We start from the raw sequence: 26,301 nt of genomic DNA on the forward strand, positions 1-26,301 counted from the left end.
CGCAGCTAACGCTGTCCCGCAACGTCTATTAATGCGCTCGTGGGCACACGGGCGCGTAGGTATCCGCATCGCTAGCAGGCAACGCATACAGCGCGCGTCGCAACGGCGTCGGACGCGCCCGACGCAGCCGAACGCTTGTCCGCTACGATTATTGCTTCACCCGCGGGCGCAGTTGCGCGTCGATGCCCGCACGCAGCACCCTCATCTCGCGTCCCGACCACTAGGACGCGCCGCATGACGCCTTGCGTGGTCAGCGCAGCAAAACCGTTGTCCCGCGACGGCTATGGATTCGCTTGTCGGCGTATGCACGCCGCACTGCGCGCAGCGGATAAGCGGATCGGCAAGCTGCGGCGCATCGCGGCGAGCCGCGCCGTTGCCGGCGCCCGCACCGCCCGCCGTCGTGGAAGCGCGATTCGACGAAGCACGCGTTCCCGCCTGCTCGCGCTCGTTGGCGCGCCGCAGCTTCTTCAAGAGCCATTGCGTCACGAAGAAGAGAACGATAAGAAGAAGAAAAGCTCGCATCGGCTTAAAGAAGTAATACCGCGTTCAGACAACCGCGCGATGCAGCAGCACTTCGAACACGAAGCGGCTGCCCACATACGCGAGCAGCAGCGCCACGAACGAAGCCAGCACCCAGCGCAGCGCGGCGCGTCCGCGCCAGCCCGAGATGCGGCGCGCAGTGAGCAGCCCGCCGAACATCAGCCAGGACAGAATGGCGAAGACCGTCTTGTGATCGAGACGCAGCGCACGATCGACCAGTTGCTCGTTGAACGCGATGCCCGACACCAGCGTGAGCGTCAGCAGCACGAAGCCCGCGCCGATCAGCCGGAACAACAGCTTTTCGAGCGTGAGCAGCGGCGGCAAGGTGTCGAGCCAGCTCGCGAGCCAGCCGTTTCCGCCGCTGTGACGCATCGCGAGGCCGCGCATGCGCTGAAGGCGTCGTTCGAGCATCAGCATCAGCACGGCATGCAGCGCGGCAATCGCAAAGAGGCCGTACGCGATGTTCGCGATCAGGAAATGGAGCTTGAACATCGGCGCGGCGGAGTACGACAGCACGCGCACGCCGCCGAACGCCAGCGGCAACAGCGAAGCGACGCACGCGAGCGGCAGCACGAGCAGGCGCAGCCCGTCGAGCGGAAAGAAGAAGCTCTCGATCCAGTAGATGCCCGCGCCGAGCCAGAACATCGCGGACAACGCGAACGCGAAGCCGAAGATCATCTCGTTCTGCGGGAAGATGGTCATGTGCAGGAGAACGCCGTGCACGACCAACGCTATTAATAATAGAGCGCGTCCCACGCCGCTCATGCCCGACGCCTTCGACGGACTCGCCGGCGCGGTCCCGATACCCGAAGGCACGCCCGCCAGAACCGGCTCCACGGCCGTATGACGATGCGCGCGCCAGCCCGCCACGGCCAGTCCGCCGTAGAGAAACGCAGTGAGGGCATACAGTACAATATCCATGTTCGAAGTTTACACTAGGCCCCGAACCCGCGACGTCTTCCCCCTTGCGCCAAAGTAGGGCGCATCGCCGCGAAACCGCCTGCGCGTCGCCGGAAACCAGGGCCGCACTCTCACATTCCCATGCTCGACAACCTCACTCAACGGATGGCACGCGTCGTCAAGACGCTGCGCGGCGAGGCCCGGCTCACCGAGGCCAATACGCAGGACATGTTGCGCGAAGTGCGCCTCGCGCTGCTCGAAGCCGACGTGGCGCTGCCCGTCGTGCGCGAGTTCATCGCCAAGGTGAAGGAAAAGGCGCTCGGCGAAGAAGTGCTTTCGAGCCTGTCGCCGGGTCAGGCGCTCGTCGGCGTCGTGCAGCGCGAGCTGACGGCCGTGATTGGCGGCGACTACGAAGGCAAGGCCGCCGAACTCAATCTCGCCGTCACGCCGCCCGCCGTCATTCTGATGGCCGGCTTGCAGGGCGCGGGTAAAACCACGACCACCGGCAAGCTCGCGAAACTGCTGCGTGAAAAGCAGAAGAAGAAGGTCCTGACGGTTTCCGTCGACGTCTACCGCCCCGCCGCTATTCGCCAGCTGCAAACGGTGACCGAACAGGTCGGCGCGGACTTCTTCCCGTCGGAGCCGGACCAGAAGCCTGCGGACATCGCGCGGGCCGCCATCGACTGGGCGAAGCGCCATTACCACGATGTCGTGATCGTCGATACGGCCGGTCGCCTGGGTATCGACGAAGCGATGATGAACGAGATCAGCGAGCTGCACGCGCTGCTCAAGCCCGCTGAAACGCTCTTCGTCGTCGACGCGATGCTCGGACAGGACGCCGTGAACACCGCGAAGGCGTTCAACGACGCGCTGCCGCTCACGGGCGTCGTGCTCACGAAGCTCGACGGCGATTCGCGCGGCGGCGCGGCGCTTTCGGTGCGGCACGTCACCGGCAAGCCGATCAAGTTCGTCGGCGTCGCGGAAAAGCTCGACGGCCTCGAAGTCTTCCACCCGGATCGCATGGCGAACCGGATTCTCGGCATGGGCGACATTCTCGCGCTCGTCGAGGAAGCGCAGCGCGGCGTCGATACGCAAGCCGCCCAGAAGCTCGCCGACAAGGTGAAGAAAGGCGGCGACTTCGACCTGAACGACTTCAAAGCGCAACTCTCGCAGATGAAGAAGATGGGCGGGCTGTCGTCGCTGATGGACAAGCTGCCCGCGCAGTTCCAGCAGGCGGCGCAAGGCGCGGACATGAACAACGCCGAGAAGCAGATGCGCCGCATGGAAGGCATCATCAATTCGATGACGCTTCAGGAGCGCGCGAAGCCCGAGCTCATCAAGGCGGCACGCAAGCGCCGCATCGCCGCGGGCGCGGGCGTGCATGTGCAGGAAGTCAACCGCATGCTGAATCAGTACGAGCAGATGCGCGGCATGATGAAGAAGCTCAAAGGCGGCAATCTGCAAAAGATGATGCGCGGCATGAAGGGCATGATGCCGGGCATGCGCTGATTCGCGCCGCTTCGAACCCGCGCTTTCGTTCGCCCGACGCGAAAGGAACGCGGGTTTATCATATGGCGCACGCCGCCTTTTTTTCCCACTGAGTCGTCGTCTCTCCCGCCTGCCTCTATGAACCGCGAAGAAGCTCTCCACATTTTCAGCCACTCCGAAGAGATCGTCAGCGCCGATCAGGTCGACGCGTCGATCAAGCGCATGGCTGCGGACATCAAGGCCGCGACGCAGGACGACTTCCCGTTGCTGCTCTCAGTCATGGGCGGCGCGGCCGTGTTCACCGGCATGCTGTTGCCGCATCTGGATTTCCCGCTGGAATTCGACTACATCCATTTGACGCGCTATCGCAACGCCATCAAGGGCGGCAGCGAAATGCAGTGGCGCGTGGCGCCGGCCGAATCGGTGAAGGACCGCGTGGTGCTCGTGCTCGACGACATTCTCGACGAAGGCGAAACGATGGCCGCCATTCGCGACCGCATCATGGCGATGGGCGCGAAGCAGTTTCTGTCGGCGGTGCTGTGCGAGAAGCTCATCCCGAAGGCGAAGCCGCTGCGCCCGGATTTCTGCGGCTTCGAAGTGCCGGACCGTTACGTGTTCGGCTGCGGGATGGATGCGAAGGGTTACTGGCGCAATCTGCCGACTATCCGGGCGTTGACCGAAGGCGCGTGATCGTTCGCACGCGCGACGAAAAAGAAAAAGCGGCCTCGGCCGCTTTTTTCACAACTGATGCACGAACGCGCGTATCCCGGTCAGAATCATCTCGACGGAAATCGCGACGAGCACGAGCCCCATCAGCCGCTCGAACGCCGTGACCGCGCGCTCGCCTAGCCATTGCTGAATCTTCTCCGCGAGAATCAGCACGACCGCGCAGACGACCATCGTGACGGTCAGCGCGCCGATCCACTCGAACATCTTTCCTGGCGCTTGGGACGTCAGCAGCATCACCGTCGCGAGCGCGGACGGGCCGGCCAGCGCGGGAATGGCGAGCGGCACGATCAGCGGTTCGCCGCCGCGCGTGTCGCCGCCCATCGGGCCATCCGGATGCGGGAAGATCATCCTGAGCGCGATCAGAAACAGCACGATCCCGCCGCCGATGCGCAGCGACACATCCGTGAGATTCATCGCGCGCAGGAAGCGGTCGCCGGCCAGCATGAAGACGAGCAGAATGCCGAACGCGATCGCCACTTCGCGCAGAATCACCACGCGGCGCCGCTCGGTGGCGACACCGCGCAGCGCGTTGATGAAGATCGGAATGTTGCCGAGCGGATCGGTGATCAAGAGCAGAAGGATCGTCGCCGACAGGAAGTTGTACTGCATTTACTTCCCGAGCGCGGCCCGAACCTTCGCCGTCACGACGCCCGCGGCTTCGTCCACCGGCAGCAGCGTGGCTTCTGTGTCGCGGCGCGCCTGATATTCGAGCTTGCCTTCCTTCAGCCCGCGATCGCCAATCACAATGCGATGCGGCACGCCGATCAGCTCCCAGTCCGCGAACATCACGCCGGGGCGCTCCCCGCGATCGTCGAGAATCACGTCGATGCCCGCCTCCTGCAGCGTTGCGTACAGCTTGTCGGCCTGCTCGCGCACCGCGTCGCTGCGGTCGTAGCCCATCGGGCAGATCACCACTTCGAACGGCGCAATGGCTTCCGGCCAGATGATGCCCTTGTCGTCGAAATTCTGTTCGATAGCCGCGCCCAAGACGCGCGTCACGCCGATGCCGTAGCAGCCCATCTGCATCGGCGCGGGCTTGCCGCCTTCGTCGAGGAACGTGGCGCCCATCGAATCCGAATACTTCGTGCCGAGCTGGAAAACGTGCCCCACTTCGATGCCGCGGCAGATTTCAAGCGTGCCACGGCCGTCCGGCGAAGGATCGCCCGCCACGACGTTGCGGATATCCGCGACTTCCGGTTCCGGCAGGTCGCGGCCCCAGTTCACGCCGGTCGTGTGATAGTCGACCTCGTTCGAGCCGACGACGAAATCGCTCATGTTCGCGACCGTGCGATCCGCGATCACCCGCACCGGCTTTTTCGTGCCGATGGGACCGAGATAGCCCGGCGGCGTGCCGAACCATTCGACGATCTCGGCTTCCGTCGCAAAGCGGTAGCCGGAGAGACCCGGCAGCTTGCTGACCTTGATGTCGTTCAGCGAATGATCGCCGCGCAGCATCAGGAGCCAAATGGTCGGCTCGGCGCCTTCGTTGTCCGTCGCGAGAATGATCGACTTGATCGTGCGTTCGAGCGGGATGTTCAGCAACTGCGCGACGGCTTCGCACTTGGCCGCGCCGGGCGTCGGCGTCTTCTTCATCTCCTCGGCGGGCGCGGCGCGCTCGGCGATCAGCGGCAACGCGTCGGCCGCTTCCACGTTCGCCGCGAAGTCCGAGTCCGGGCAGTACGCGATATCGTCCTCGCCCGTTTCCGCGATGACGTGAAACTCGTGCGATCCGCTGCCGCCGATCGAGCCGTTGTCCGCCGCGACCGCGCGGAACTCCAGCCCGATGCGCGTGAAGATGCGCACGTAGGCGTCGTACATCTTCTTGTACGACTCGGCGAGGCCGGCCGTGTCCTTATCGAAGGAATAGGCGTCCTTCATGATGAACTCGCGGCCGCGCATCACGCCGAAGCGCGGACGAATCTCGTCGCGGAACTTCGTCTGGATCTGATAGAAGTTGACCGGCAACTGGCGATAGCTCTTGATCTCGCGCCGCGCGATGTCCGTGACCACTTCCTCGTGCGTCGGGCCGACGACGAAATCGCGTTCGTGACGGTCCTTGATGCGCAGCAGTTCGGGGCCGTACTGCTCCCAGCGTCCCGATTCCTGCCACAACTCGGCAGGCTGCACGGCCGGCATCAGCAGTTCGAGCGCGCCCGCGCGATTCATCTCTTCACGCACGATGGCTTCGACCTTGCGGATCGAGCGCAGGCCGATCGGCATGTAATCGTAGATGCCGCCCGCGACGCGGCGGATCATGCCGGCGCGCATCATCAGCTTGTGGCTGACGATCTCGGCGTCGGCGGGAGCTTCCTTCAGGGTGCCGATGAAGAAACGGGATGCTTTCATTCAGAAATTTTCCAAAAGCGGCGCGCGCCCACGAAACCATGTGGTTGAAGGCTGGCGAAACGGGTGAACGACGAAACGGTCGACGGCTCTGCACGAGGCCGCAATGAAACGCTCGCGCGCCACTTGCGGCCGACCGCCCTGCATGAAGCCGGAAAAGAAGATTCTGCCGACTTCCGGGTTGCCTGGCAAAGATTCCTTGCGGGCAGGCGCACGGCGAGCCCCGAAATTAGGGCTCCGACACGGGTTGGAACGGATGCGCCGGGGCCGTTATCTGTTTATAATCAAAGCAATTTTAAAGGATTCGAAGGTGGTTGTATGCTGGATCGTGAAGGCTTTCGCCCGAACGTCGGCATCATCCTCTTGAACGCGCGCAACGAAGTGTTTTGGGGCAAGCGGCTGCGTGAACATTCCTGGCAGTTTCCGCAAGGGGGTATCAAATACGGCGAGACCCCCGTGCAAGCAATGTATCGGGAGTTACACGAAGAAACGGGCCTGCTTCCTGAGCACGTGAAAGTTGTCGGTCGCACGCGCGACTGGCTGCGTTATGAGGTGCCGGATAAGTTCATCAAGCGCGAAGTGCGCGGTCATTATCGCGGTCAGAAACAGATCTGGTTTCTGCTGCGCATGGTCGGGCGCGACTGCGACATTTGCCTGCGCGCGACGGACCATCCGGAATTCGATGCCTGGCGCTGGAACGAATACTGGGTGCCGCTCGACGCGGTCATCGAGTTCAAGCGCGACGTTTATCAACTGGCTCTCACCGAGCTTTCCCGCTTCTTGCGGCGAACCAATACTCGTGGCGAACGCGGTGAGCGCGCCGCGCATCATGGGCCGCGTTACCCGCGCGTCATTCAGACCATGACGATCGAGACACCTGCCGTAACCGCCGCCGGCGCCGCGGTTCAGGCAGAATGTACGGTCAGCGAAGAAGTGCAGGTCATCGCGCGGCGTTCATCGTGCGACTGACTTCGCGTTCGGTCTTGGCGTCGAGCGCGGCGATTCTTCGTTCATTCTGACACTCGGCAGGTTTCATGGCCCGGCGCGGCGAGCACTGCTCGCGGCGCCGGGCATTCGCCGTCCGCGCATCCGTTATTCGGGAACATCGAATTGAAAGTCATCGTCTCATCCGCGGTACTCGTCGCCATGCTCGCCGCGCTCGCCGGCTGTTCAAGTTCCAAAGGCCCGTCGAATCAGGACGACGGCGTGTTCACCTATCTGCTCGACCGCAAGACCGAATGGGTGGAGAACAAAGTGGATACGCTGCCGCCGCTGCCGCAGGCGTCGAACCTGCTGCCGTTCAATGTTTCGCAGAACACACCGCTGACGTTCGCGGTCGACAAGACCTCGCTCACGGTCGGCGATGACGGCGTCGTGCGTTACGTCGTCGTGGCGACGAGCCCGAGCGGCGCGCGCAACGTCAACTACGAAGGCATTCGCTGCGACACGTACGAATGGCGCCGCTACGCGAGCATCAACGAAGACGGCACCGGCTGGGATCGCGGCGTCGCGTTCGACTTCCGGCGCATTGAGAACGGCGAACTGAACGCGTATCAGGCAGCGCTGTATCAGGACTACTTCTGCACCAGCAAGCTGCCGGTTGGCACCGCGAAGCAGATCGTCAACAACATTCAGTACGAGCGCACGCAACGCTCCATCAACCTGCGCTGATTGAGTCCGCGCAGTGAAAAGCCCGCTGGCCTTTCGGCTCAGCGGGCTTCGTTCATCCGGCGGGATGAAGTGCCTCAGACAAGCACCAGATTGTCGCGATGGATGAGTTCCGGCTCCAGCATATACCCGAGCACGGCTTCGATCTCCGCGCTCGGCCGCCGATGAATCAGCCGCGCCTCGGCGCTGCTGTAATTCGTGATGCCGCGCGCGACTTCCTGCCCATGGTCGTCGATGCACGCGATCACTTCCCCGCGACCGAACGCGCCCTTCACATCGACGACGCCGATCGGCAGCAGGCTCTTGCCGTCGGCGGTCAGCTTCTGCACCGCGCCAGCGTCGATCACGACGTGCCCGCGCACCTGCAAGTGATCCGCCATCCACTGCTTGCGCGCAGCCATGCGAGCGGTGCGCGCGATAAGCTGCGTGCCGATTAGCTCGCCCGACGCGAGGCGCGTAAGCACGTCAGCCTCGCGGCCGCTCGCGATCACAGTGTTCGCGCCGCTGTGCGCGGCGCGCTTGGCCGCGAGAATTTTAGTGAGCATCCCGCCGCGGCCGAGGCTCGATCCCGCGCCGCCGGCCATCGCTTCGAGTTCGGGCGTGCCGGCATCGGCCTGTTCGACGAGCGTCGCGTTCGGGTCCTTGCGCGGATCGGCGGTAAAGAGACCGCGCTGGTCCGTGAGAATGACGAGCGCGTCGCCTTCGATCAGATTGGCGACGAGCGCGCCGAGCGTGTCGTTGTCGCCGAACTTGATCTCGTCGGTGATGACGGTGTCGTTCTCGTTGATGACCGGCACCGTGCCCAGACGCAGCAGCGTGAGCAGCGTGGAGCGTGCGTTGAGATAGCGCTCGCGGTCGGCGAGGTCGGCGTGCGTGAGCAGAATCTGCGCGGTGCGGATGCCGTGCGCGCCGAAGCTGCTCTCGTAGACTTGCGCGAGGCCCATTTGACCGACGGCGGCCGCGGCCTGCAATTCGTCGATCTCGCGCGGACGCTTGGTCCAGCCGAGCCGATGAATGCCTTCCGCAATCGCGCCCGAACTGACGAGCACGACTTCCTTGCCCTCTTCGCGCAGTGCCGCGATCTGAGCCGCCCACCGGGCGATGGCCGCGTGATCCAGTCCGCGCCCGTCGTTGGTGACGAGGCTGGACCCCACTTTCACTACGATTCGCTTCGCAGCGGCAATGACCGAACGCATCGTGCGCTTCTCTCCTCGGTTATCTGTCTTCGTCGTCCGCTCTATTTCCGGCGATGTCGTCGCGAAAACGCACGTCGGCCGCGAGATCTTCTGCTTCCGCCGCACGCGACGCGTCCGAATGCGTCGAGATGTAGTCGTAGATGGCGTAGACCAGCGCCTCGCAGCCTTGGCCGGTCAGCGCCGAAATTTCGTACACCGGGCCGTCCCACTCGAAGCGGTCGAGGAAGTCCTTCACGCGCGCCGCGCGCTCGTCTTCCGGCACCATGTCGAGCTTGTTCAGCACGAGCCAGCGCGGTTTCTCATAGAGCGACTCGTCGTATTTGCGCAATTCGTTGACGATCGCCTTCGCTTCCGCGACCGGATCGACGTTTTCATCGAACGGAGCGAGGTCCACGAGGTGCAGCAAGACGCCCGTGCGCTGCAAATGGCGCAGGAAGCGGTGGCCGAGGCCCGCGCCTTCCGCCGCGCCTTCGATCAGCCCCGGAATGTCCGCGATTACAAAGCTCTTGCTCGGCCCGACGCGCACGACGCCGAGATTCGGCGCGAGCGTCGTGAACGGATAGTCCGCGATCTTCGGCCGCGCGTTCGAGACGGAGGCGATGAACGTCGATTTGCCCGCGTTCGGCATGCCGAGCAGGCCGACATCCGCGAGCACCTTCAGTTCGAGCTTGAGCATGCGGCGCTCGCCCGGCTTGCCGTCGGTCTTCTGACGCGGCGCGCGGTTCGTGCTCGACTTGAAGTGCAGGTTGCCGAGACCGCCCGCGCCGCCTTGCGCAATCAGCACTTGTTGATTGTGCTCGGTGAGGTCGGCGATGATTTCGCCCGTTTCCTGATCCGAAATGATGGTGCCGACCGGCATGCGCAGCGTGATGTCGTCGCCGCCTTTGCCGTAGCAGTCCGAACCGCGACCGTTTTCGCCGTTGCGCGCCTGGTGTTTCTTCGCGAACCGGTAGTCGATCAGCGTGTTGATGTTGCGGTCCGCGACCGCGTAGACGCTGCCGCCGCGCCCGCCGTCGCCGCCGTCCGGCCCGCCGAAGGGGACGAACTTTTCGCGGCGCATCGACGCGCTGCCATCTCCCCCGTCGCCGGCGATGACTTCGATCCTCGCTTCGTCAATGAACTTCATGCGTTGCTCCGTCCCGTGTTTCAGCGCGATGACTGCCGCGAGACGCAACCCGCTCAGTCGACACGCTATTTTGCCGTGACCGGCGCGTGCCGGGCACTCATATGCTTCGATTCTGTGGGCGCGCTTTCCGGCGCGCCAATGAAAAAGGCCCCGCGAACTTCGCGGGGCCTTTTTTGCGGTCCTGAAGCCCGTGCAGTGAACCTTACGCTGCTGCCGGGACGACGACGACCGTGTGCTTCTTCGCTGCGCCCTTCGTCGTGAACTGGACGTGGCCGTCCGTCAGCGCGAACAAGGTGTGATCCTTGCCGATGCCGACGTTTTCACCCGGGTGCATGCGCGTGCCGCGCTGGCGAACGATGATGCCGCCTGCATTGATTGCCTGGCCGCCGTAAACCTTCACGCCGAGGCGCTTCGATTCCGAATCGCGGCCGTTGCGGGAAGACCCGCCTGCTTTTTTGTGTGCCATTTGCTATAGCTCCTTGACCGTTGCGCGACGCTTAAGCGTTGATCGCGTCGATGCGCAGTTCGGTGTAGTTCTGGCGATGGCCAGCGTGCTTTTGGTAGTGCTTCCGGCGACGCATCTTGAAGATGGTCACTTTCTTGTGACGACCTTGCGACACGACGGTAGCCTTGACGGAAGCCCCACTGACCAGCGGCGTACCGAACTGAATCGATTCGCCTTCGCCTACTGCGAGAACCTGGTCGAGCGTGATTTCAGCGTCAATGTCTGCCGGTATCTGTTCTACTTTCAATTTTTCGCCAACGGCAACTTTGTACTGCTTGCCGCCGGTTTTTATGACCGCGTACATTGAGAACCTCACTCAGAATTCGTTTTTCCACGCACCGCGCGGGGAAAACACGAGATTATACATAGGCTTAGACGCCGCGTCAAAAGGCATTGACATTTCGCGCAAGCGGCTTTGGCAGCCCGCTGAAGGCCATGGCAGCCGCAAAGCGGTGCGCGAAGGACGCCGCAAAGCGCCCGGTGATTCGTCGCGGGTCCGATTCGCCTTATAATCCGCCGCATTACCTCATTTGCCGATCATGTCGTCCACCGCCACTTCCTCCCCCGACGCCGCCGCACTGCTTGCCCCGATCGCCGAGGACATGCAGCAGGTCAATCGCGTCATCCGGCAGCGCCTGGCATCAGAAGTGATGCTCATCAACCAGATTTCCGAGTACATCATCGGCGCGGGCGGCAAGCGGCTGCGCCCGGCGCTCTTGCTGCTGGTGGCGGGCGCGCTGGGCGATACGACCGGGCATCGCCATGAACTGGCCGCCGTGGTCGAGTTCATTCACACGGCCACGCTTCTGCACGACGACGTCGTCGACGAATCGGACCTGCGCCGCGGCCGCAAGACGGCCAATGCGCTTTTCGGCAACGCGGCGAGCGTGCTCGTCGGCGATTTTCTCTACTCGCGCTCGTTCGAAATGATGGTGAGCGTCGGCAAGATGCGCGTGATGGAGATCCTGTCGGTCGCGACCAACATTATTTCCGAAGGCGAAGTCCTGCAGCTTCTCAACATGCACGACCCGGATGTGGACGAAGCGCGCTACATGCAGGTCATCCGTTACAAGACCGCGAAGCTCTTCGAGGCGGCGGCGCAACTGGGCGCGGTGCTCTCGGGCGCGGACGCGCGCACGGAAGCGGCGGCGGCGGAATTCGGCCGGCGCATCGGCACGGCGTTCCAGATCATGGACGACTGGCTCGACTACACCGGCACGCCCGAATCCATGGGCAAGAACGCCGGTGACGATCTGCGGGAAGGCAAGCCCACTCTCCCGCTCATCTATTTGATGGAGCACGGCACGGCGGAACAGGCGGCGCTCGCGCGCGAAGCCATCGAACACGGCGGCACGGATCGCTTCGAGACGATTTTCCACGCCATCACCACGTCGGGCGCGTTGGATCACACGCTCGAATGCGCGCGCAAAGAAGCGCAGGCAGCGGCGAACGCGATTTCTGCATTCCCCGCTTCCATTTACAAAGAGAGCCTGCTAGAATTATGTTCTTACTCGACGTCGAGGCAGTCTTGAAAGAGACTCCGGAGCCAAAAGCGTCCAAGTAAGGAATTCGGGGTGTAGCTTAGCCTGGTAGAGCGCTACGTTCGGGACGTAGAGGCCGGAGGTTCGAATCCTCTCACCCCGACCAGAATTGCAAAAACCCGCATGGTTCGCCATGCGGGTTTTTTCTTTTCCGGCCGATGCCCCGGCGGAAAGCCCACTGGCAAGCCCGGCGGGCCGGGAGAGCCGTCTGCTATAGTCCATCCATCACCGCCCCTACTCGATCACCGCGTGGACAACCTTCCCTTATGGGCGCAAATCTGCGCCATTTTTCTGCTGCTGTTCCTCTCCGGTTTTTTCTCCATCTCTGAAACGTCGATGATGGCGCTCAATCGCCATCGGCTGAAATACTTGGCCAGCCAGGGCTCGCTGGGCGCGCGCACGACGCAAGGTTTGCTCGCCAAGACGGATCAGCTGCTCTCGGTCATCCTGATCGGCAACAATCTGATCAACACGATCATCCCCGTGCTGACCACGTCCATCGCGCTGCACACGTTCGGGCACGACAACGTCGTGCTCTCGGTCACGACAGGCGTGATCGCGTTTCTCATCATCGTGTTCGCGGAAATCGCGCCGAAGATCGTGGGCGCGACGTATCCCGAAAAGGTCGCGTTGCCGGCGAGCCTCGTGCTCGCGCCGCTCATGCGCATTGCGCGGCCGCTCGTGTGGTTCGTCAACCTCTTTGCCAACGCGCTTCTCGCCGCGCTGCATATCAACCTGAAGGGCAAGCGCGATCAGCGTCTTTCGCCCGAAGAACTGCGCACCATCGTGCTGGAAACCGGCAGCTTCATGCCGACCAAGCACCGCAGCATCCTGCTCAATCTGTTCGATCTGGAAAACATCTCCGTCGATGACGTGATGATCCCGCGCCGCCGTATCGAGGCGCTCGACTTCGATGCCCCGTTCGACGACATCCTGCATCAGCTCGAGACGTGCTATCACAACAAGCTCGTCGTCTATCAGGGCGATATCGACCGCGTGCTCGGCGTCCTTCACGTGCGCAAGACGCTGTCGGCGCTGCATAACCAGGAACTCGAGCGCGAGACGCTGCGCGAACTGCTGACCGAGCCTTATTTCGTGCCCGCCGGCACGCCTGTCTTCCAGCAGTTGCAGTACTTCCAGGAAAGCGGTCACCGCATCGCGATCGTCGTCGACGAATACGGCGAGCTGCAAGGGCTCGTCACGCCGGAAGACATCATCGAGGAACTGATCGGCGAATTCACGTCGACCATTCCGCGCGGCGCGGGCTCGCGCGGCTGGGACGAGAACGGCGAGTGCATCGTGCCGGGCAGCATGCCGCTGCGCGAGCTGAACCGCTGGCTCAAGCTGACACTGCCGACGGACGGTCCGAAGACGCTCAACGGCCTCATCCTCGAAACGCTGGAAGACATTCCGGACGGCGACGTGGCGATGCGCATCGGCGGCGTGTATCTGGAAGTCATGCGCAGCGACGATCAGGCGGTTCGCACGGTCAAGATCTTTCGTCCGGCCGCGCCGACGAAGCGCGCATTGCGTTAGCCATTCGGACGAGTAGGCGCGCAGGCGGGACGGCGGGATGATCGGTCATCTCGTTCCGATCCCGTCCCGCTACCGCCGATGAAGTCCGTTCCTCCCGCCGCGTTCCCACGCCCGGCCGACCCCGCCTTCGAGGCAACGTCCGACGCTCACTCGCCCGCCGTTTCGCTGCTCGCCGACACCTTGCGCGAAGCCGCCGAGCGCGGCGCGTCCGATATTCACGTCGAACCGTCCGAGCACGAATGGCGCATCCGGCTGCGCGTGGATGGCGCGTTGCATCTTCTGCGCCGTCCGCCGCCGCATTTGCGTGATGCCTTCGTCACGCGAATCAAAGTGCTCGCGCGCATGGATATCGCGGAACGTCGCGTGCCGCAGGACGGACGTCTACGGCTCGCCTTGCCGGGCGGCCAGAGCGGCGACTATCGCGTGAGTTCACTGCCGACGCTCTTCGGCGAGAAGCTGGTCCTGCGCCGGCTCGATGCCTTGCCGCGCGACCTGTCGCTCGGTGCGCTCGGCCTAAGCGACGAACAAAGCGGCGTCGTCGAATCCGCCATTCGCGCGCCGCATGGCCTCGTGCTCGTCACGGGTCCGACCGGCAGCGGCAAGACGCTGTCGCTGTACTGTTTCCTTCAGATGCTCAACGCCGAAGCGCGCAACATCTGCGCCGTGGAAGACCCCGCCGAAATCCAGCTTGCGGGCATCAATCAGGTCAGCGTGCGCGAGAAGGCCGGCCTCACCTTCGCCGTCGCGCTGCGTGCGTTCATGCGGCAGGACCCGGACGTCATCATGGTCGGCGAGATTCGCGACGCCGAAACCGCCGACGTCGCCGTGAAAGCCGCGCAGACCGGCCACCTCGTCCTCTCGACGCTCCACACCAACGACGCGCCCGCCGCCATCGCGCGCCTGATCGACATTGGCGTCGCGCCGTACAACCTCGCGTCGGCGCTGCGGCTCGTGACGGCGCAACGGCTCGTGCGCAAGCTCTGCGACGCTTGCCGCGCGCCGTCCGCGCTGACGCTCGCCGACGGCTTTCGTCCCTTCGAGCCGCGTGGCTGCCCGGCGTGTCACGGCATCGGATATCGCGGGCGCGTCGGCGTGCATCAGTTGATGCCGGTGTCGGACGGCATTCGCGAGTTGATCGTCGGCCGCGCGGCGACGCACGCCGTTGCGCGGCTCGCGCAGTCCGAGGGCATGCCCGCCTTGCGCGACGCCGCTTTCGCACGCGTGCGCGAAGGCGTGACGAGCGTCGCGGAAGCAACCGACGCGACGGAGATCGCGTGATGGCCGCCGACTTACCCGATATGCGCGAGGTGCGCGAGATGCGCTACGCGTGGCGCGGCATCGACGGGCAAGGCGCGTCGAAGCGCGGCAAGCTGATCGCGGCAGATTCCGCTTCGGCGCGCGCCTCGTTGCGGCGGGAAGGCGTGACCGTGCTCGAACTCGACGCGTTGGGCGCAGCGTCGCCGCCGAAGGCATCGTCGGCGGAAATCGGCGTGTTCACGCGTCAGTTGGCCGGGTTGCTCCGCGCCGGGTTGCCGCTCGCGAGCGCCCTCGAACTGCTCGGCAACGCGGGCGGGCGCGGCGGGTTGCCGCGCATCGTGCGGTCGCTGGCGCGCGACATCACGCGCGGCGTGCCGTTCTCGGCCGCGCTCGCGCGTCACCCGGCATTCGGCGCGTTGTACTGTCAACTCGTCGCGGTCGGCGAAGTAGCCGGTGCGCTGCCTGCGGTGCTCGCGCGTCTCGCCGACGATCGCGAGCGGGCCAGCGCCCAGCGCGCGAAGCTGCGCGCGGCGCTTGCCTATCCGGTCATGGTGCTGCTGCTGTCGCTCGCGATCACGGCAGGACTACTGATCGGCGTCGTCCCCACTTTCAAGACGATCTTCGACGGCTTCGGCGCCGCGCTGCCCGCACCGACGCGCTTCGTGCTCGCGTTGTCCGATGCCGTCGGGCGTCACGGCGTGGCGTTCATTGCGGTATGCGCGTGCATGACGCTCGTCGCGGCTCGCTGGATCAAGCGATCGGCGCACGCCCGGGGGACGGCGGACCGCATCGCGCTCAAGCTGCCGATTGCCGGTCCGTTGCTCCGGTCGCTCGCCGTCGCGCGCTGGAGCCGCGCGCTCGGCACACTGCTCGCAGCCGGCACGCCGCTTTCGGACGCGTTCGATTCGCTCTCGCAGGCCACGGGCAGTCCGGTGTTCGACAGCGCGACCGTCGAGATCGCGTCCCGTCTGCGTAACGGCGAGCGACTTGCCGCCGCGATGCGCGCGCTCGGCTGCTTTCCGCAGGACGTAGTGCAGCCGATTGCCGTCGCGGAAGAATCCGGCTCGCTCGACTCCATGCTGCTCGATCTCGCGGCGCTCGCCGATCGGCAGGTGGACGAGCGCATCGGCGCGTTCGCGAGCCTGTGCGAACCGCTCGTCATCGCGGTATTGGGCGCGCTCGTCGGCGGACTCGTCATCGCCATGTATCTTCCGATCATTCAGCTTGGCAACGTGGTGTAGCATCGCGGGCCAAAGACATCGCATCACGACCATGCAGCCTCCGATGACTCCGTCCGCCGCGCACCACGCGAGCCCTTATCTGGCAACGTTCGCCGCGTTGCCGGTGGCCGCGCAATACGCGTTCGCGATCGTGTTCGGGCTGATCGTCGGGAGCTTTCTGAGCGTGGTCGTGCATCGCCTGCCGGTCATGCTCGAACGCGCGTGGCGCGCGGAACTCGACGCGGCGCTGCCCGATGCGCCGAAGCCGCCGCCGGACGGCTATCCGGCGCGGTTCAACATCGCGGTTCCACGCAGCGCCTGCCCGCATTGCGGTCACGTCCTGCGCGCGTGGGAGAACATTCCGGTCATCAGCTATCTCGCGCTTCGCGGGCGCTGTTCCGCGTGCGGCGCGCGCGTGAGTCCGCGCTATCCGCTGATCGAACTGGCGACCGGCGCCTTCGCTGCGCTCTCGCTCTATGCGTTCGGTCCGGACTGGCCCGCGCTCGCCGCATTCGGACTCTGCGCGACACTGCTAGCCGCGGGCCTGATCGACTACGACACGCGCTACCTCCCTGACGTGCTCACGTTGCCGCTGCTGTGGGCAGGGCTCATCGTCAATTTCGGCGACGGCGGCTTCGCGACGCTGCAAGACGGCGTAATCGGCGCGATCGCGGGCTATCTGTTCCTCTGGTGCGTGTACTGGCTCTTCAAATTGGCGCGCGGCGTGGAAGGCATGGGCTACGGCGACTTCAAGCTGCTCGCGGCCATCGGCGCGTGGCTCGGGTGGGCGGCGCTCGCGCAGGTGCTGCTGATTTCAGCGGTAGCGGGCGCGCTCTTCGGTATTCTCGCGACATGGCGCGGACGCATGCGCTTCGAGGAACCGTTGCCGTTCGGCCCGTTTCTCGCGGCGGGCGGCGCGATCACGCTTTTTATCGGAACGCCGCTCTATTCACTGTTCGGATGAGCGAAGGGAGCAACGGATGTTCAGCATCGGCTTGACGGGCGGTATCGGCAGCGGCAAAAGCACGGTCGCCGACCTCTTCGCGGCGCGCGGCGTACCGCTAGTCGATACCGATCTCATCGCGCATCAGGTGAGCGCGCCGGGCGGCGTCGCGATGCCGCTGATCGCGAGCGAGTTCGGCAGCGCGTATGTCGCGGCGGACGGCTCGCTGGATCGCGCGAAGATGCGCGAGCTCGTGTTCTCCGATGACACCGCGCGCGCGCGTCTAGAAGCCATTCTTCATCCGCTGATCCGCGCGGAGACGGAGCGGCAGCGGGCGGCGGCCGGTGGCGCGTACCACATCGTCGTGGTGCCGCTGCTCGTCGAGTCGGGCAACTGGGCGTCGCGGGTATCGCGGGTGCTCGTCGTCGATTGCCCCGTCGAGACGCAGATCGCGCGCGTCATGCGGCGCAACGGCTTTTCGCGGGAGCAGGTGCTGGCGATCATCGCGAAGCAGGCATCGCGCGAAACACGCCTCGCCGCAGCGGACGACATCGTGCTCAACGACGACTCAGCCACGCTCGAATCGCTGGCGCACGAGGTCGAGGCACTGCACGCGCGATATCTGGAACTCGCGTCGCTGACAAAGCGTGGGTAGCGCATTGCTTGCCTGAAACATCAGAAAAAGTTCCATTTATTGCCGCGAACCGCGTCAAAAGCGCCGTAAATGTGAGCCGATTTGCTAGGGTAAAGATGCGGCATTAGAATGTCCTGACTTCCGCTCATGGAAGCAACCGACCCACGCCGAGGCGAGCGCTTGATTCTTTACGAGTATCCCTTCAACGAGCGGATTCGGACGCTGCTGCGTCTCGAAGACTTGTTCGAGCGCTTCACGTTCTTCCTCACGCAGGAAGATCCCCGGGAACATCACGTTGCGCTCACCACGCTGTTCGAGATCGCGGAGGTCGCGGGCCGTACGGACCTCAAAGCCGATCTGATGAAGGAACTCGAACGGCAGAGGCAGACACTCGCGCCGTTTCGCGGCAATCCGGGCATCGAACAGGAAGCGCTGGAAGCCGTTCTCGGCGAGATCGAGCAGACGCTTGCCGGGCTCACCGACATGCACGGCAAGACGGGGCAGCATCTGGCCGACAACGAATGGCTCGCGAGCATTCGCAGCCGCACGATCATTCCCGGTGGAACCTGCAAGTTCGATCTGCCGTCGTATTACGCGTGGCAGCAGTTGCCTGTCGAAGATCGACGTCAGGACATCGCCAAATGGGTCATGCCGATGCTCGCGCTACGCGACGCCGCCGCTATCGTGCTGCGGCTCGCGCGCGAATCCGGCCAGGCGTCGAAGGTCATGGCCATGCAGGGCAGCTATCAGCAGATGCTTTCCGGCCGTACGTATCAGTTGATGCAGGTGCGCGTGTCGCCGGAAGTGCGCGTCATTCCCGAGGCGAGCGCGAACAAATACATGCTCTGGGTGCGCTTCACCGTGCAGGACGGCGACTTGAAACCGCGCGCCGTCGATGTCGACGTGCCCTTTCATCTGACGCTTTGCAGTCTTTGAACCACGCGCTTCGGCCTTATATGATCGAATGTCGATCAACGCTGGCTCAATCCAAAACGTCTCGCCGTCATGACCACTGTCGTAAAATGCCCGACCTGTGCGAAGGAAGTGCGCTGGGTCCCGGAAAACCGCTTTCGTCCGTTCTGCTCCGAGCGATGCAAGCAAATCGATCTCGGCGCCTGGGCGACCGGGAAGTACCGTATTTCCGGTAACTCTCAGGAAACGCCGCCGGACGACGACTCGCACGGCGGTCTCAACTAACGCGCGCTATTGCTGCGCTTCCGCCGCGAGCCACTCCAGCACGGGAATCGCGGCGGGCAACAGCGGCCCGACTTCCACGGGCAGCGTCTGCCACGCGATAGCCTGCCCTTCCCGGCCGAGCGGCGTGCCGGTCCACTTCATCACCTTGCAGAAGAATAGCCGCACGTACGCGTGCGGATAGTCGTGCTCGAGCGTGCGCCAAAGCTCGCACGCGGTCACGTCGATGCCGAGTTCCTCGTGCAGTTCGCGCCCGAGCGCCGCTTCGACGCTTTCGCCCGGTTCGAGCTTGCCGCCCGGAAACTCCCAGTAGCCCTCGTACGGCTTGCCTTCGGGGCGCTGCGCGAGCAGATAACGGCCATCCGGATGCACCATCACGCCGACGGCAACTTCGGTCACCTTGCGGCCATCGGGTGCGAGATCACCCGAAGCGCCCGCAACGTCCGACGCGCCGCTCATTGCTTGCGGCCCGACCAGTCGCGCGCGAACTGCCACGCCACACGGCCCGAGCGCGATCCACGCTCGAGCGCCCAGACGAGCGCATCGCCGCGAGCGGCTTCGATCTCGCTCGCGTCACAGCCGAAATGCTTCAGCCAGTGCCCGACGATCGACAGATAGTCGTCCTGCTTGAACGGATAGAAGCTGACCCACAGCCCGAAGCGTTCGGACAGCGAAATCTTCTCCTCGACCACTTCGCCGGGATGAATCTCGCCATCGGGCGTGTGCTTGTAGGTCTCGTTGTCGCTCATGTACTCGGGCAGCAGATGCCGGCGGTTCGAGGTCGCATAGATCAGCACGTTGTCCGACTGCGCCGCGACCGAGCCGTCCAGCGCCACTTTCAGCGCCTTATAGCCGGACTCGCCTTCTTCGAACGAGAGGTCGTCGCAAAATACGATGAAACGCTCGGGCCGCGTCGAGATCAGATCGACGATATCGCCGAGATCGTGCAGATCGTCCTTGTCGACTTCGATCAGGCGCAGGCCGTCCTTCGCGTACGCGTTCAGGCACGCCTTGATGAGCGACGACTTGCCTGTGCCGCGCGCGCCCGTGAGCAGCACGTTGTTGGCGGGCAGCTTGTTGACGAACTGCCGCGTGTTCTGCTCGATGAGCGCCTTCTGACGGTCGATGTTTTGCAGGTCGCCGAGCGCAATCTGCGAGATGGCCGGCACCGGCTGCAAAAAGCCGCGACCTTGCCGCTTGCGCCAGCGAAACGCCACGGCCGATTCCCAGTCGATTTCCGGCGCGGCCGGCGGCAGCATCCCTTCGATGCGCGCCAGAACCGCCTCGGCGCGCGTGAGAAATTGTTCGAGTTTGTCCATGTCCATTTCTGTGCGCGCCGGTCGGGCGCGCTTTACGAGCGGTAATCCGCGTTGATGCTCACGTAGTCGTGCGAGAGGTCGCAGGTCCAGATGGTCGCCTGCTGCTGGCCGCGGCCGAGCAACACGCGAATGGCGATCTCGCTCTTTTTCATCACGCGCTGGCCGTCTTCCTCGCGGTAGTCGGGGTTGCGTCCGCCCGCCTTCGCGACGAGCACGTCGTCGAGATACAGGTCGATCTTGCCGACATCCAGATCCGTCACGCCCGCATAGCCGATGGCGGCGAGGATGCGGCCCAGATTCGGGTCCGACGCGTAGAACGCCGTCTTAACAAGCGGCGAATGACCGATGGCGTAGGCGATCTGGCGGCACTCCGCGACGTCCTTGCCGCCTTCGACCGTGATGGTCATGAACTTGGTCGCGCCTTCGCCGTCGCGCACGATCAACTGCGCGAGTTCCTGCGCCACGGAGGTAACCGCGTCGCGCAACGCGGCGTACGCGGGCGAATCCGTGGACGTGATCGCGGGCAGGCTCGACTTGCCCGACGCGATCAGAATGAACGAATCGTTGGTGGACGTATCGCCGTCGATCGTGATGCAGTTGAACGAGCGATCCGCCACGTGCTTCACCAGTTCGTCGAGGACCGGCTGCGCGACGGCGGCATCGAACGCGAGAAAGCCGAGCATCGTCGCCATGTTTGGCTTGATCATGCCCGCGCCCTTGCTGATGCCCGACAGCGTGACCGTGTGGCCGTCGATCTGCACCTGACGCGACGCGGCTTTCGGCAGCGTGTCGGTGGTCATGATGGCTTGCGCGGCGTCGAACCAGTGCGCGGCCTGTTGGTTCGCGAGCGCGGCGGGCAGGCCCGCTTTCAGGCGATCGATAGGCAGCGGCTCCAGAATCACGCCGGTCGAGAACGGCAGAATCTGCTGCGGTTCCACGCCCGCGAGACGCGCGAGCTCCGCGCAGGTCTCGCGCGCGTGCGCCATGCCCGGCTCGCCCGTGCCGGCGTTCGCGTTGCCCGTGTTGACCACCAGCGCGCGAATGCCCTTGCCGCCCGCGCGCACCGCGTCCAGATGCTCGCGGCACACCGTCACGGGCGCCGCGCAGAAGCGGTTCTGCGTGAACACGCCCGCGACCGTCGCGCCTTCATCGACGCGAATCACGAGCACGTCCTTGCGATTCGGCTTGCGGATATTCGCTTCGGCCCAGCCTAGCGTGACGCCAGTGACCGGATGAAGCGCGGCGGGATCGATCGAGGGGAAGTTGACAGCCATGTTCGCGACTCGCTGAAGGTGGCGAGTGCCGGCTCGCATGCGCCGGCACGCTGTGAAAGACTGACGCCGCCCGGCAGGCCGGGAGCGCCGTGAAACGCCGGGCGCGCAGCGCAACGCGTGCTCGAACCCGGAAAGACAAACGACGCATTGCTGCGTCGCTTGCCAGATTTGTCGGACGGACAGTTCGTTATACGAGCTTGCCGTGACAGTTCTTGTACTTCTTGCCGCTGCCGCACGGGCACGGGTCGTTGCGGCCGACCTTCGGCACGTCGTCCGCCGGGCGCGTGGCCACGCTGATGTCGTCGCCGCCAGCCATCGCCTGACTGATCATCTGCGCGGTGGCCGTTGCCGCCGCTGCTGCGGGCGCAGCGGGCGCGGCCGCCGCGTTGTAGTCCGCATGCGTGAACGAGACATTCTCGACGTGGCTGCCCTTTTCTTCGTACTGCTCGGCGGCTTCTTCCAGCTGCTCCGGCGACTGAATCTGCACGTTCATCACGATGCGCGTGACTTCCTGCTTAACCGCGTCCAGCATGGCGGCGAACAGCTCGAACGCCTCGCGCTTGTATTCCTGCTTCGGATTCTTCTGCGCGTAGCCGCGCAGGTGAATGCCCTGACGCAGATGATCCAGCGCCGCCAGATGCTCGCGCCAGCGGCTGTCGAGCGTCTGCAGCATGATCGAACGCTCGAACGCGCTGAACGATTCGCGGCCCACGAGCGCGACCTTCGCCTCGTACGCTTCGTCGGCGGCGGCGAGAACGGCTTCGCAGATTTCCTCGGCGTCGATCGAGTTGGACTCGTTGATCATCTCCTGAATGGCGAGATCGAGCGACCACTCGTTGCGCAGGACTTCTTCCAGCTCGGGCGCGTCCCACTGCTCTTCGATGCTGCCCGCCGGAACGAACGTGCGCACGAGGTCGGTGATCACGCTATGACGCATGGCCGCGATCGTTTCCTGCACGTCGTTCGCTTCGAGCAGTTCGTTGCGCTGCTGATAGATCACCTTGCGCTGATCGTTCGCGACGTCGTCGTATTCGAGCAGTTGCTTGCGGATATCGAAGTTGCGCGCTTCCACCTTGCGCTGCGCGCCTTCGATGGACCGCGTGACCATGCCCGCTTCGATCGGCTCGCCTTCCGGCATCTTCAGGCGATCCATGATGGCGCGCACGCGGTCGCCCGCGAAGATGCGCAACAGCGGATCGTCCAGCGACAGATAGAAACGCGACGAGCCCGGATCGCCCTGGCGGCCTGCGCGGCCGCGCAACTGGTTGTCGATACGGCGCGATTCGTGACGCTCGGTGCCGATGATATGCAGCCCGCCCGCCGCCTTCACGTGGTCGTGCAGCGCCTGCCATTCGTCGTGCAGCTTCTGGATGCGCGCGGCCTTCTCGTTCTCGGGGATGGAGAGATCGGCTTCGATGAACGACGCCTGTTTCTCCACATTGCCGCCAAGCACGATGTCCGTGCCGCGACCCGCCATGTTCGTCGCGATGGTGACGACGCCCGGCCGGCCCGCTTCCGCGACGATTGCCGCTTCGCGTGCGTGCTGCTTCGCGTTGAGCACTTCGTGCTTGATGCCGGCTTGCATCAGCATGCCCGACAGCAGTTCGGACGCTTCGATCGACGTCGTGCCGACGAGCGTCGGCTGGCCGCGTTCGACGCAATCGCGAATGTCGCGGATGACGGCGTCGTAACGTTCCTTCGATGTCTTGTAGATCTGGTCCTGCTTGTCGACGCGCTTCGGCGGACGGTTCGTCGGAATCACGACCGTCTCGAGGCCGTAGATCTCCTGGAATTCGTACGCTTCGGTATCCGCCGTGCCGGTCATGCCGGACAGCTTCGCGTACATGCGGAAGTAGTTCTGCAGCGTGATGGAGGCGAGCGTCTGATTCTCCGCCTGAATCTGCACGTGCTCTTTGGCCTCGACCGCCTGATGCAGGCCGTCCGACCAGCGGCGGCCGGTCATCATGCGGCCGGTGAATTCGTCGACGATCACGACTTCGCCGTTCTGCACCACGTAATGTTGATCGCGATGGAAAAGCGTATGCGCGCGCAGGGCGGCATAGATGTGGTGCATCAGCGTGATGTTCTGCGGCGCGTACAGGCTCTCGCCTTCGCCGATCAGGCCCCACTCGGCGAGCAGGCGCTCTGCCTTCTCGTGGCCCGATTCCGTGAGGAACACCTGACGGGCTTTCTCGTCGAGCGTGTAGTCGCCCGGCTTTTCGACGCCCGTGCCGTCCGCCTTTTCCTCGCCGATCTGCTGTTCGAGCAGCGGCGGCAGCGCGTTCATGCGCACGTAGAGATCCGTGTGATCTTCAGCCTGACCGGAAATGATGAGCGGCGTACGCGCTTCGTCGATCAGGATGGAATCCACTTCGTCGACGATGGCGAAGTTGAGCGGCCGCTGCACGCGCGCGTCGGTCTCGTAGACCATGTTGTCGCGCAGATAGTCGAAGCCGAACTCGTTGTTCGTGCCGTAGGTGATGTCCGCCGCGTACGCCTGCTGTTTCTGCGAGTGCTCCATCTGCGACAGGTTCACGCCGCACGACAGCCCGAGAAAGTTGTAGAGGCGCGCCATCCACTCGGCGTCACGCTGGGCGAGGTAGTCGTTCACCGTCACGACATGCACGCCGCGGCCCGACAGCGCGTTCAGATACGCGGCGAGCGTGGCGACGAGCGTCTTGCCTTCGCCGGTGCGCATTTCCGCGATCTTGCCGTAGTGCAGAACCATGCCGCCGATCAACTGGACGTCGAAGTGGCGCATTTTAAGCACGCGCCGGCTCGCTTCGCGGCAGACGGCGAACGCCTCCGGAAGAATCACGTCCAGCGACTCGCCGCTCGCGACGCGCTTGCGGAACTCGTCCGTTTTCGCGCGCAACTGATCGTCCGTGTATTTCTCGACGGTCGGCTCGAGGGCATTGATCGCCACAACGGTCTTTTGGTACTGCTTGACCAGCCGCTGATTGCGGCTGCCAAAAATCTTCTGAAGGAAACCGGTCGTCATTGGATCAGTGTCTGCGTCGCGGCTTCGGACGGGCGGCAGCGCGATGCTGCGTCCGGGCTCGGAAAACCTCGGCGACTTAAGTCCATTGGGTGAAATTCGAATCGGGAATTTTAGCACGCGAGTCAAGCACATCTTGCGTCAGCGTGGGCGCTCGGGCGTCTGCACCACGCGACAGTCAACGCGTTGAAAGCTTGGCCGCGCGGGCCTTGGCGGCGGGCGTCCACGCGAAGCGGAAGTCAGGCTCGCGGTACAATCGAGCGGTCGCATCAGGCGTCCGCTGATTAAAAAATGAGCCGCTTTTCTACAAATTCAAGGTCTTCGCCGGGGCGGTTCGATCCGCGCCGTCCGCAAGCCCTGGCCGACGTGCTGGATCGGACCGACGCGTTCCGCGCCCTGCGCGCGGGCGTCGAGCAAGTGGCGGCGCTCCAGCGCGATCTGGCCGCGCTTCTGCCCGACTATCTCGCGGCGAATGTCGAGCCCGGCTTCATCAAGGACGGCGTGCTCGCGCTCTTCGCCGCGCACAATGCACTCGCCGCGCGCTTGCGGCATATCGAGCCGCGGCTTCTGTCCGATCTCCAGCAGCGCGGCTGGGCGGTGGATTCGCTCAAAATCCGCGTGCGTCCCCAGTCGATGAAGGAAGCGCCGCCACCGAAGCAGGCGCGCATGTCCGCGGCGGGCGCGTCCGCGCTGCACGACCTCGCCGAGACGCTCGCGCCTTCGCCGCTACGGGAAGCCCTCGCGCGCATGGCGGCGCGTCACCAGGGGCGCGGGCAAAAAAAATGAGCGGCGCTTTCGCTGCCGCTCACCTTTGTCCTGCTTCTTGCCGATGATCAGGCAAACGCCGTCTGCGTGTCGAATGCGAAACCGCGCGGCGCTTTCTGCGTGTCCTCGAACGTGACGATCTCGAACGCTTCTTCGTTCGCCAGCAGTTCGCGCAGCAGCATGTTGTTCATCGCGTGACCGCCCTTGTACGCCGTGTACGACGCGAGCAGCGGATGCCCCACGACGTACAGATCGCCGATGGCGTCGAGCATCTTGTGCTTCACGAACTCGTCGTCGTAGCGCAGACCGTCGTTGTTCAGGATGCGGTACTCGTCGAGCACGATGGCGTTGTCCATGCTGCCGCCGCGCGCCAAACCCAGTTCGCGCATCATTTCCACTTCATGCGCGAAACCGAACGTGCGAGCGCGAGCGATCTCGCGCACATACGACGTGGTCGCGAAATCGACTTCCAGCGCCTGACCCGTCTTGTCGACTGCCGGATGGCGGAAATCGATAGTAAAGCTCAGTTTGAAGCCGAAATACGGTTCGAGACGCGCGAATTTATCGCCATCGCGCACTTCGACAGGCTTCTTCACCTTGATGAATTTCTTCGGCGCGTTCTGCTCTTCGATACCCGCCGACTGAATGAGAAACACGAACGAAGACGCGCTGCCGTCCATGATCGGGATTTCCTCGGCGGTGACATCGACGTACAGATTGTCGATGCCCAGGCCCGCGCATGCCGACATCAGGTGCTCGATAGTCGACACGCGCGCGCCGTCCTTTTGCAGCACGGACGCGAGCCGCGTGTCGCCGATCGCCATGGCGGACGCGGGAATGTCGACCGGCTGCGGCAGGTCGATCCGAGAAAAAACGATGCCCGTTCCAACCGCTGCCGGGCGCAGCGTCAGATCGACCTTGCGGCCGGAATGAAGCCCGATTCCCACGGTTTTGACGACGGTCTTGATTGTTCGCTGCTTCAACATGATCTTTTTCCGATAGCAATTCCCAATAAAGAGAATTAATCGTTCATTAAATTCTAATAGACCGAAGTATACTCCATTCGGAGTAAGTCGTCCCAAACGAAGAGGTATCAACTGTTTCCCTGTGTTACGCCGCGACGCA

The 26,301-nt window shown here is 64.1% G+C and carries 26 protein-coding genes and 1 tRNA gene; 14 read left to right on the forward strand and 13 right to left on the reverse strand.

Features of this window, described 5'->3' with window-relative positions; genetic code table 11:
* Positions 1-201: 201 nt before the first annotated feature.
* Together LDZ26_RS10945 and LDZ26_RS10950 are read right to left on the reverse strand one after the other, a co-directional pair.
* Positions 202-522, reverse strand: coding sequence for a PP0621 family protein (locus tag LDZ26_RS10945; protein WP_244847263.1), 321 nt, complete (start codon positions 520-522; stop codon positions 202-204).
* Positions 523-546: 24 nt separating this feature from the next.
* On the reverse strand, positions 547-1,461 hold the full coding sequence (locus tag LDZ26_RS10950) for an inner membrane protein YpjD (protein ID WP_244847264.1): 915 nt from the start codon (positions 1,459-1,461) through the stop codon (positions 547-549).
* 120 nt (positions 1,462-1,581) lie between these two features.
* On the opposite strand from LDZ26_RS10950, the gene ffh reads away from it, so the two are divergent.
* Together ffh and LDZ26_RS10960 are read left to right on the forward strand one after the other, a co-directional pair.
* Positions 1,582-2,949 carry a signal recognition particle protein gene (gene ffh, locus LDZ26_RS10955; RefSeq protein WP_244847265.1) on the forward strand — a complete coding sequence of 456 codons (1,368 nt, stop codon included), beginning with the start codon at positions 1,582-1,584 and terminating at the stop codon, positions 2,947-2,949.
* 117 nt (positions 2,950-3,066) lie between these two features.
* On the forward strand, positions 3,067-3,618 hold the full coding sequence (locus LDZ26_RS10960) for a hypoxanthine-guanine phosphoribosyltransferase (protein ID WP_244847266.1): 552 nt from the start codon (positions 3,067-3,069) through the stop codon (positions 3,616-3,618).
* 48 nt (positions 3,619-3,666) lie between these two features.
* Here LDZ26_RS10960 and LDZ26_RS10965 read toward each other — a convergent pair whose 3' ends face one another.
* Both LDZ26_RS10965 and LDZ26_RS10970 read right to left on the reverse strand, forming a co-directional pair.
* Positions 3,667-4,266 (reverse strand): MarC family protein, encoded by a 600-nt coding sequence (locus tag LDZ26_RS10965; protein ID WP_175945138.1) that lies wholly within the window; start codon positions 4,264-4,266, stop codon positions 3,667-3,669.
* The gene (locus LDZ26_RS10970) at positions 4,267-6,003 is read right to left on the reverse strand and encodes a proline--tRNA ligase (RefSeq protein WP_244847267.1); all 1,737 of its coding nucleotides are present in this window, start codon (positions 6,001-6,003) and stop codon (positions 4,267-4,269) included.
* Positions 6,004-6,318: 315 nt separating this feature from the next.
* On the opposite strand from LDZ26_RS10970, the gene LDZ26_RS10975 reads away from it, so the two are divergent.
* Together LDZ26_RS10975 and LDZ26_RS10980 are read left to right on the forward strand one after the other, a co-directional pair.
* Entirely contained in the window at positions 6,319-6,969 is a 651-nt protein-coding gene (locus LDZ26_RS10975) for an RNA pyrophosphohydrolase (RefSeq protein WP_244849159.1), read from the forward strand.
* A gap of 177 nt (positions 6,970-7,146) precedes the next feature.
* Positions 7,147-7,671, forward strand: coding sequence for a CNP1-like family protein (locus LDZ26_RS10980; protein WP_244849160.1), 525 nt, complete (start codon positions 7,147-7,149; stop codon positions 7,669-7,671).
* Between the two features lie 74 nt (positions 7,672-7,745).
* On the opposite strand, the gene proB is transcribed toward LDZ26_RS10980, so the two are convergent.
* The 4 genes from proB to rplU form a co-directional block, all read right to left on the reverse strand.
* Positions 7,746-8,864, reverse strand: coding sequence for a glutamate 5-kinase (proB, locus tag LDZ26_RS10985; protein WP_244847268.1), 1,119 nt, complete (start codon positions 8,862-8,864; stop codon positions 7,746-7,748).
* Between the two features lie 19 nt (positions 8,865-8,883).
* Entirely contained in the window at positions 8,884-9,990 is a 1,107-nt protein-coding gene (gene cgtA, locus LDZ26_RS10990) for an Obg family GTPase CgtA (RefSeq protein ID WP_244847269.1), read from the reverse strand.
* Positions 9,991-10,192: 202 nt separating this feature from the next.
* Positions 10,193-10,456: a 50S ribosomal protein L27 gene (gene rpmA / locus LDZ26_RS10995; protein ID WP_175945147.1), complete on the reverse strand. Its 264-nt coding sequence runs from the start codon at positions 10,454-10,456 to the stop codon at positions 10,193-10,195.
* A 31-nt stretch (positions 10,457-10,487) separates the two neighbouring features.
* A complete protein-coding gene (rplU, locus tag LDZ26_RS11000) occupies positions 10,488-10,799 on the reverse strand; it encodes a 50S ribosomal protein L21 (RefSeq protein ID WP_008342953.1) in 312 nt (103 codons plus the stop codon).
* 235 nt (positions 10,800-11,034) lie between these two features.
* Between rplU and LDZ26_RS11005 the strand changes: the two genes are divergently transcribed.
* The 9 genes from LDZ26_RS11005 to LDZ26_RS11045 all read left to right on the forward strand — a co-directional run bounded on the left by LDZ26_RS11005 (position 11,035) and on the right by LDZ26_RS11045 (position 18,823).
* The gene (locus LDZ26_RS11005; protein ID WP_244847270.1) at positions 11,035-12,027 is read left to right on the forward strand and encodes a polyprenyl synthetase family protein; all 993 of its coding nucleotides are present in this window, start codon (positions 11,035-11,037) and stop codon (positions 12,025-12,027) included.
* 38 nt (positions 12,028-12,065) lie between these two features.
* Positions 12,066-12,142 (forward strand) — tRNA-Pro (locus LDZ26_RS11010).
* A gap of 143 nt (positions 12,143-12,285) precedes the next feature.
* Positions 12,286-13,572 carry an HlyC/CorC family transporter gene (locus LDZ26_RS11015; protein WP_244847271.1) on the forward strand — a complete coding sequence of 429 codons (1,287 nt, stop codon included), beginning with the start codon at positions 12,286-12,288 and terminating at the stop codon, positions 13,570-13,572.
* A gap of 78 nt (positions 13,573-13,650) precedes the next feature.
* Positions 13,651-14,850, forward strand: coding sequence for a GspE/PulE family protein (locus tag LDZ26_RS11020; protein ID WP_244847272.1), 1,200 nt, complete (start codon positions 13,651-13,653; stop codon positions 14,848-14,850).
* On the forward strand, positions 14,850-16,070 hold the full coding sequence (locus LDZ26_RS11025) for a type II secretion system F family protein (RefSeq protein WP_244847273.1): 1,221 nt from the start codon (positions 14,850-14,852) through the stop codon (positions 16,068-16,070). Before LDZ26_RS11020 ends, LDZ26_RS11025 begins: the two co-directional genes overlap by 1 nt.
* A gap of 31 nt (positions 16,071-16,101) precedes the next feature.
* Complete coding sequence (locus LDZ26_RS11030) at positions 16,102-17,013, forward strand: A24 family peptidase (RefSeq protein WP_244847274.1); 912 nt, start codon at positions 16,102-16,104, stop codon at positions 17,011-17,013.
* Positions 17,014-17,029: 16 nt separating this feature from the next.
* The gene (gene coaE, locus LDZ26_RS11035) at positions 17,030-17,647 is read left to right on the forward strand and encodes a dephospho-CoA kinase (protein ID WP_244847275.1); all 618 of its coding nucleotides are present in this window, start codon (positions 17,030-17,032) and stop codon (positions 17,645-17,647) included.
* Positions 17,648-17,806: 159 nt separating this feature from the next.
* Positions 17,807-18,562, forward strand: coding sequence for a cell division protein ZapD (gene zapD / locus LDZ26_RS11040; protein WP_175945315.1), 756 nt, complete (start codon positions 17,807-17,809; stop codon positions 18,560-18,562).
* A 69-nt stretch (positions 18,563-18,631) separates the two neighbouring features.
* Complete coding sequence (locus LDZ26_RS11045) at positions 18,632-18,823, forward strand: DNA gyrase inhibitor YacG (protein WP_244847276.1); 192 nt, start codon at positions 18,632-18,634, stop codon at positions 18,821-18,823.
* Between the two features lie 6 nt (positions 18,824-18,829).
* Here LDZ26_RS11045 and LDZ26_RS11050 read toward each other — a convergent pair whose 3' ends face one another.
* From LDZ26_RS11050 to secA, 4 genes are all read right to left on the reverse strand, one after another.
* Positions 18,830-19,279, reverse strand: coding sequence for an NUDIX domain-containing protein (locus LDZ26_RS11050; RefSeq protein ID WP_255774820.1), 450 nt, complete (start codon positions 19,277-19,279; stop codon positions 18,830-18,832).
* The gene (locus tag LDZ26_RS11055) at positions 19,276-20,139 is read right to left on the reverse strand and encodes an ATP-binding protein (protein WP_175945164.1); all 864 of its coding nucleotides are present in this window, start codon (positions 20,137-20,139) and stop codon (positions 19,276-19,278) included. The genes LDZ26_RS11050 and LDZ26_RS11055 overlap by 4 nt, the downstream gene beginning before the upstream one ends.
* Before the next feature lie 32 nt (positions 20,140-20,171).
* The gene (argJ, locus tag LDZ26_RS11060) at positions 20,172-21,413 is read right to left on the reverse strand and encodes a bifunctional glutamate N-acetyltransferase/amino-acid acetyltransferase ArgJ (protein WP_244847277.1); all 1,242 of its coding nucleotides are present in this window, start codon (positions 21,411-21,413) and stop codon (positions 20,172-20,174) included.
* 187 nt (positions 21,414-21,600) lie between these two features.
* On the reverse strand, positions 21,601-24,414 hold the full coding sequence (gene secA / locus LDZ26_RS11070; RefSeq protein WP_244847279.1) for a preprotein translocase subunit SecA: 2,814 nt from the start codon (positions 24,412-24,414) through the stop codon (positions 21,601-21,603).
* 288 nt (positions 24,415-24,702) lie between these two features.
* On the opposite strand from secA, the gene LDZ26_RS11075 reads away from it, so the two are divergent.
* The gene (locus LDZ26_RS11075) at positions 24,703-25,197 is read left to right on the forward strand and encodes a DUF721 domain-containing protein (RefSeq protein ID WP_244847280.1); all 495 of its coding nucleotides are present in this window, start codon (positions 24,703-24,705) and stop codon (positions 25,195-25,197) included.
* A 47-nt stretch (positions 25,198-25,244) separates the two neighbouring features.
* Here LDZ26_RS11075 and lpxC read toward each other — a convergent pair whose 3' ends face one another.
* Positions 25,245-26,162: a UDP-3-O-acyl-N-acetylglucosamine deacetylase gene (gene lpxC, locus LDZ26_RS11080; protein WP_244847281.1), complete on the reverse strand. Its 918-nt coding sequence runs from the start codon at positions 26,160-26,162 to the stop codon at positions 25,245-25,247.
* Positions 26,163-26,301 lie beyond the last annotated feature (139 nt).

Origin of the sequence: Caballeronia sp. SL2Y3 (genome assembly GCF_022879575.1) — a bacterium.
Lineage (GTDB): Bacteria > Pseudomonadota > Gammaproteobacteria > Burkholderiales > Burkholderiaceae > Caballeronia.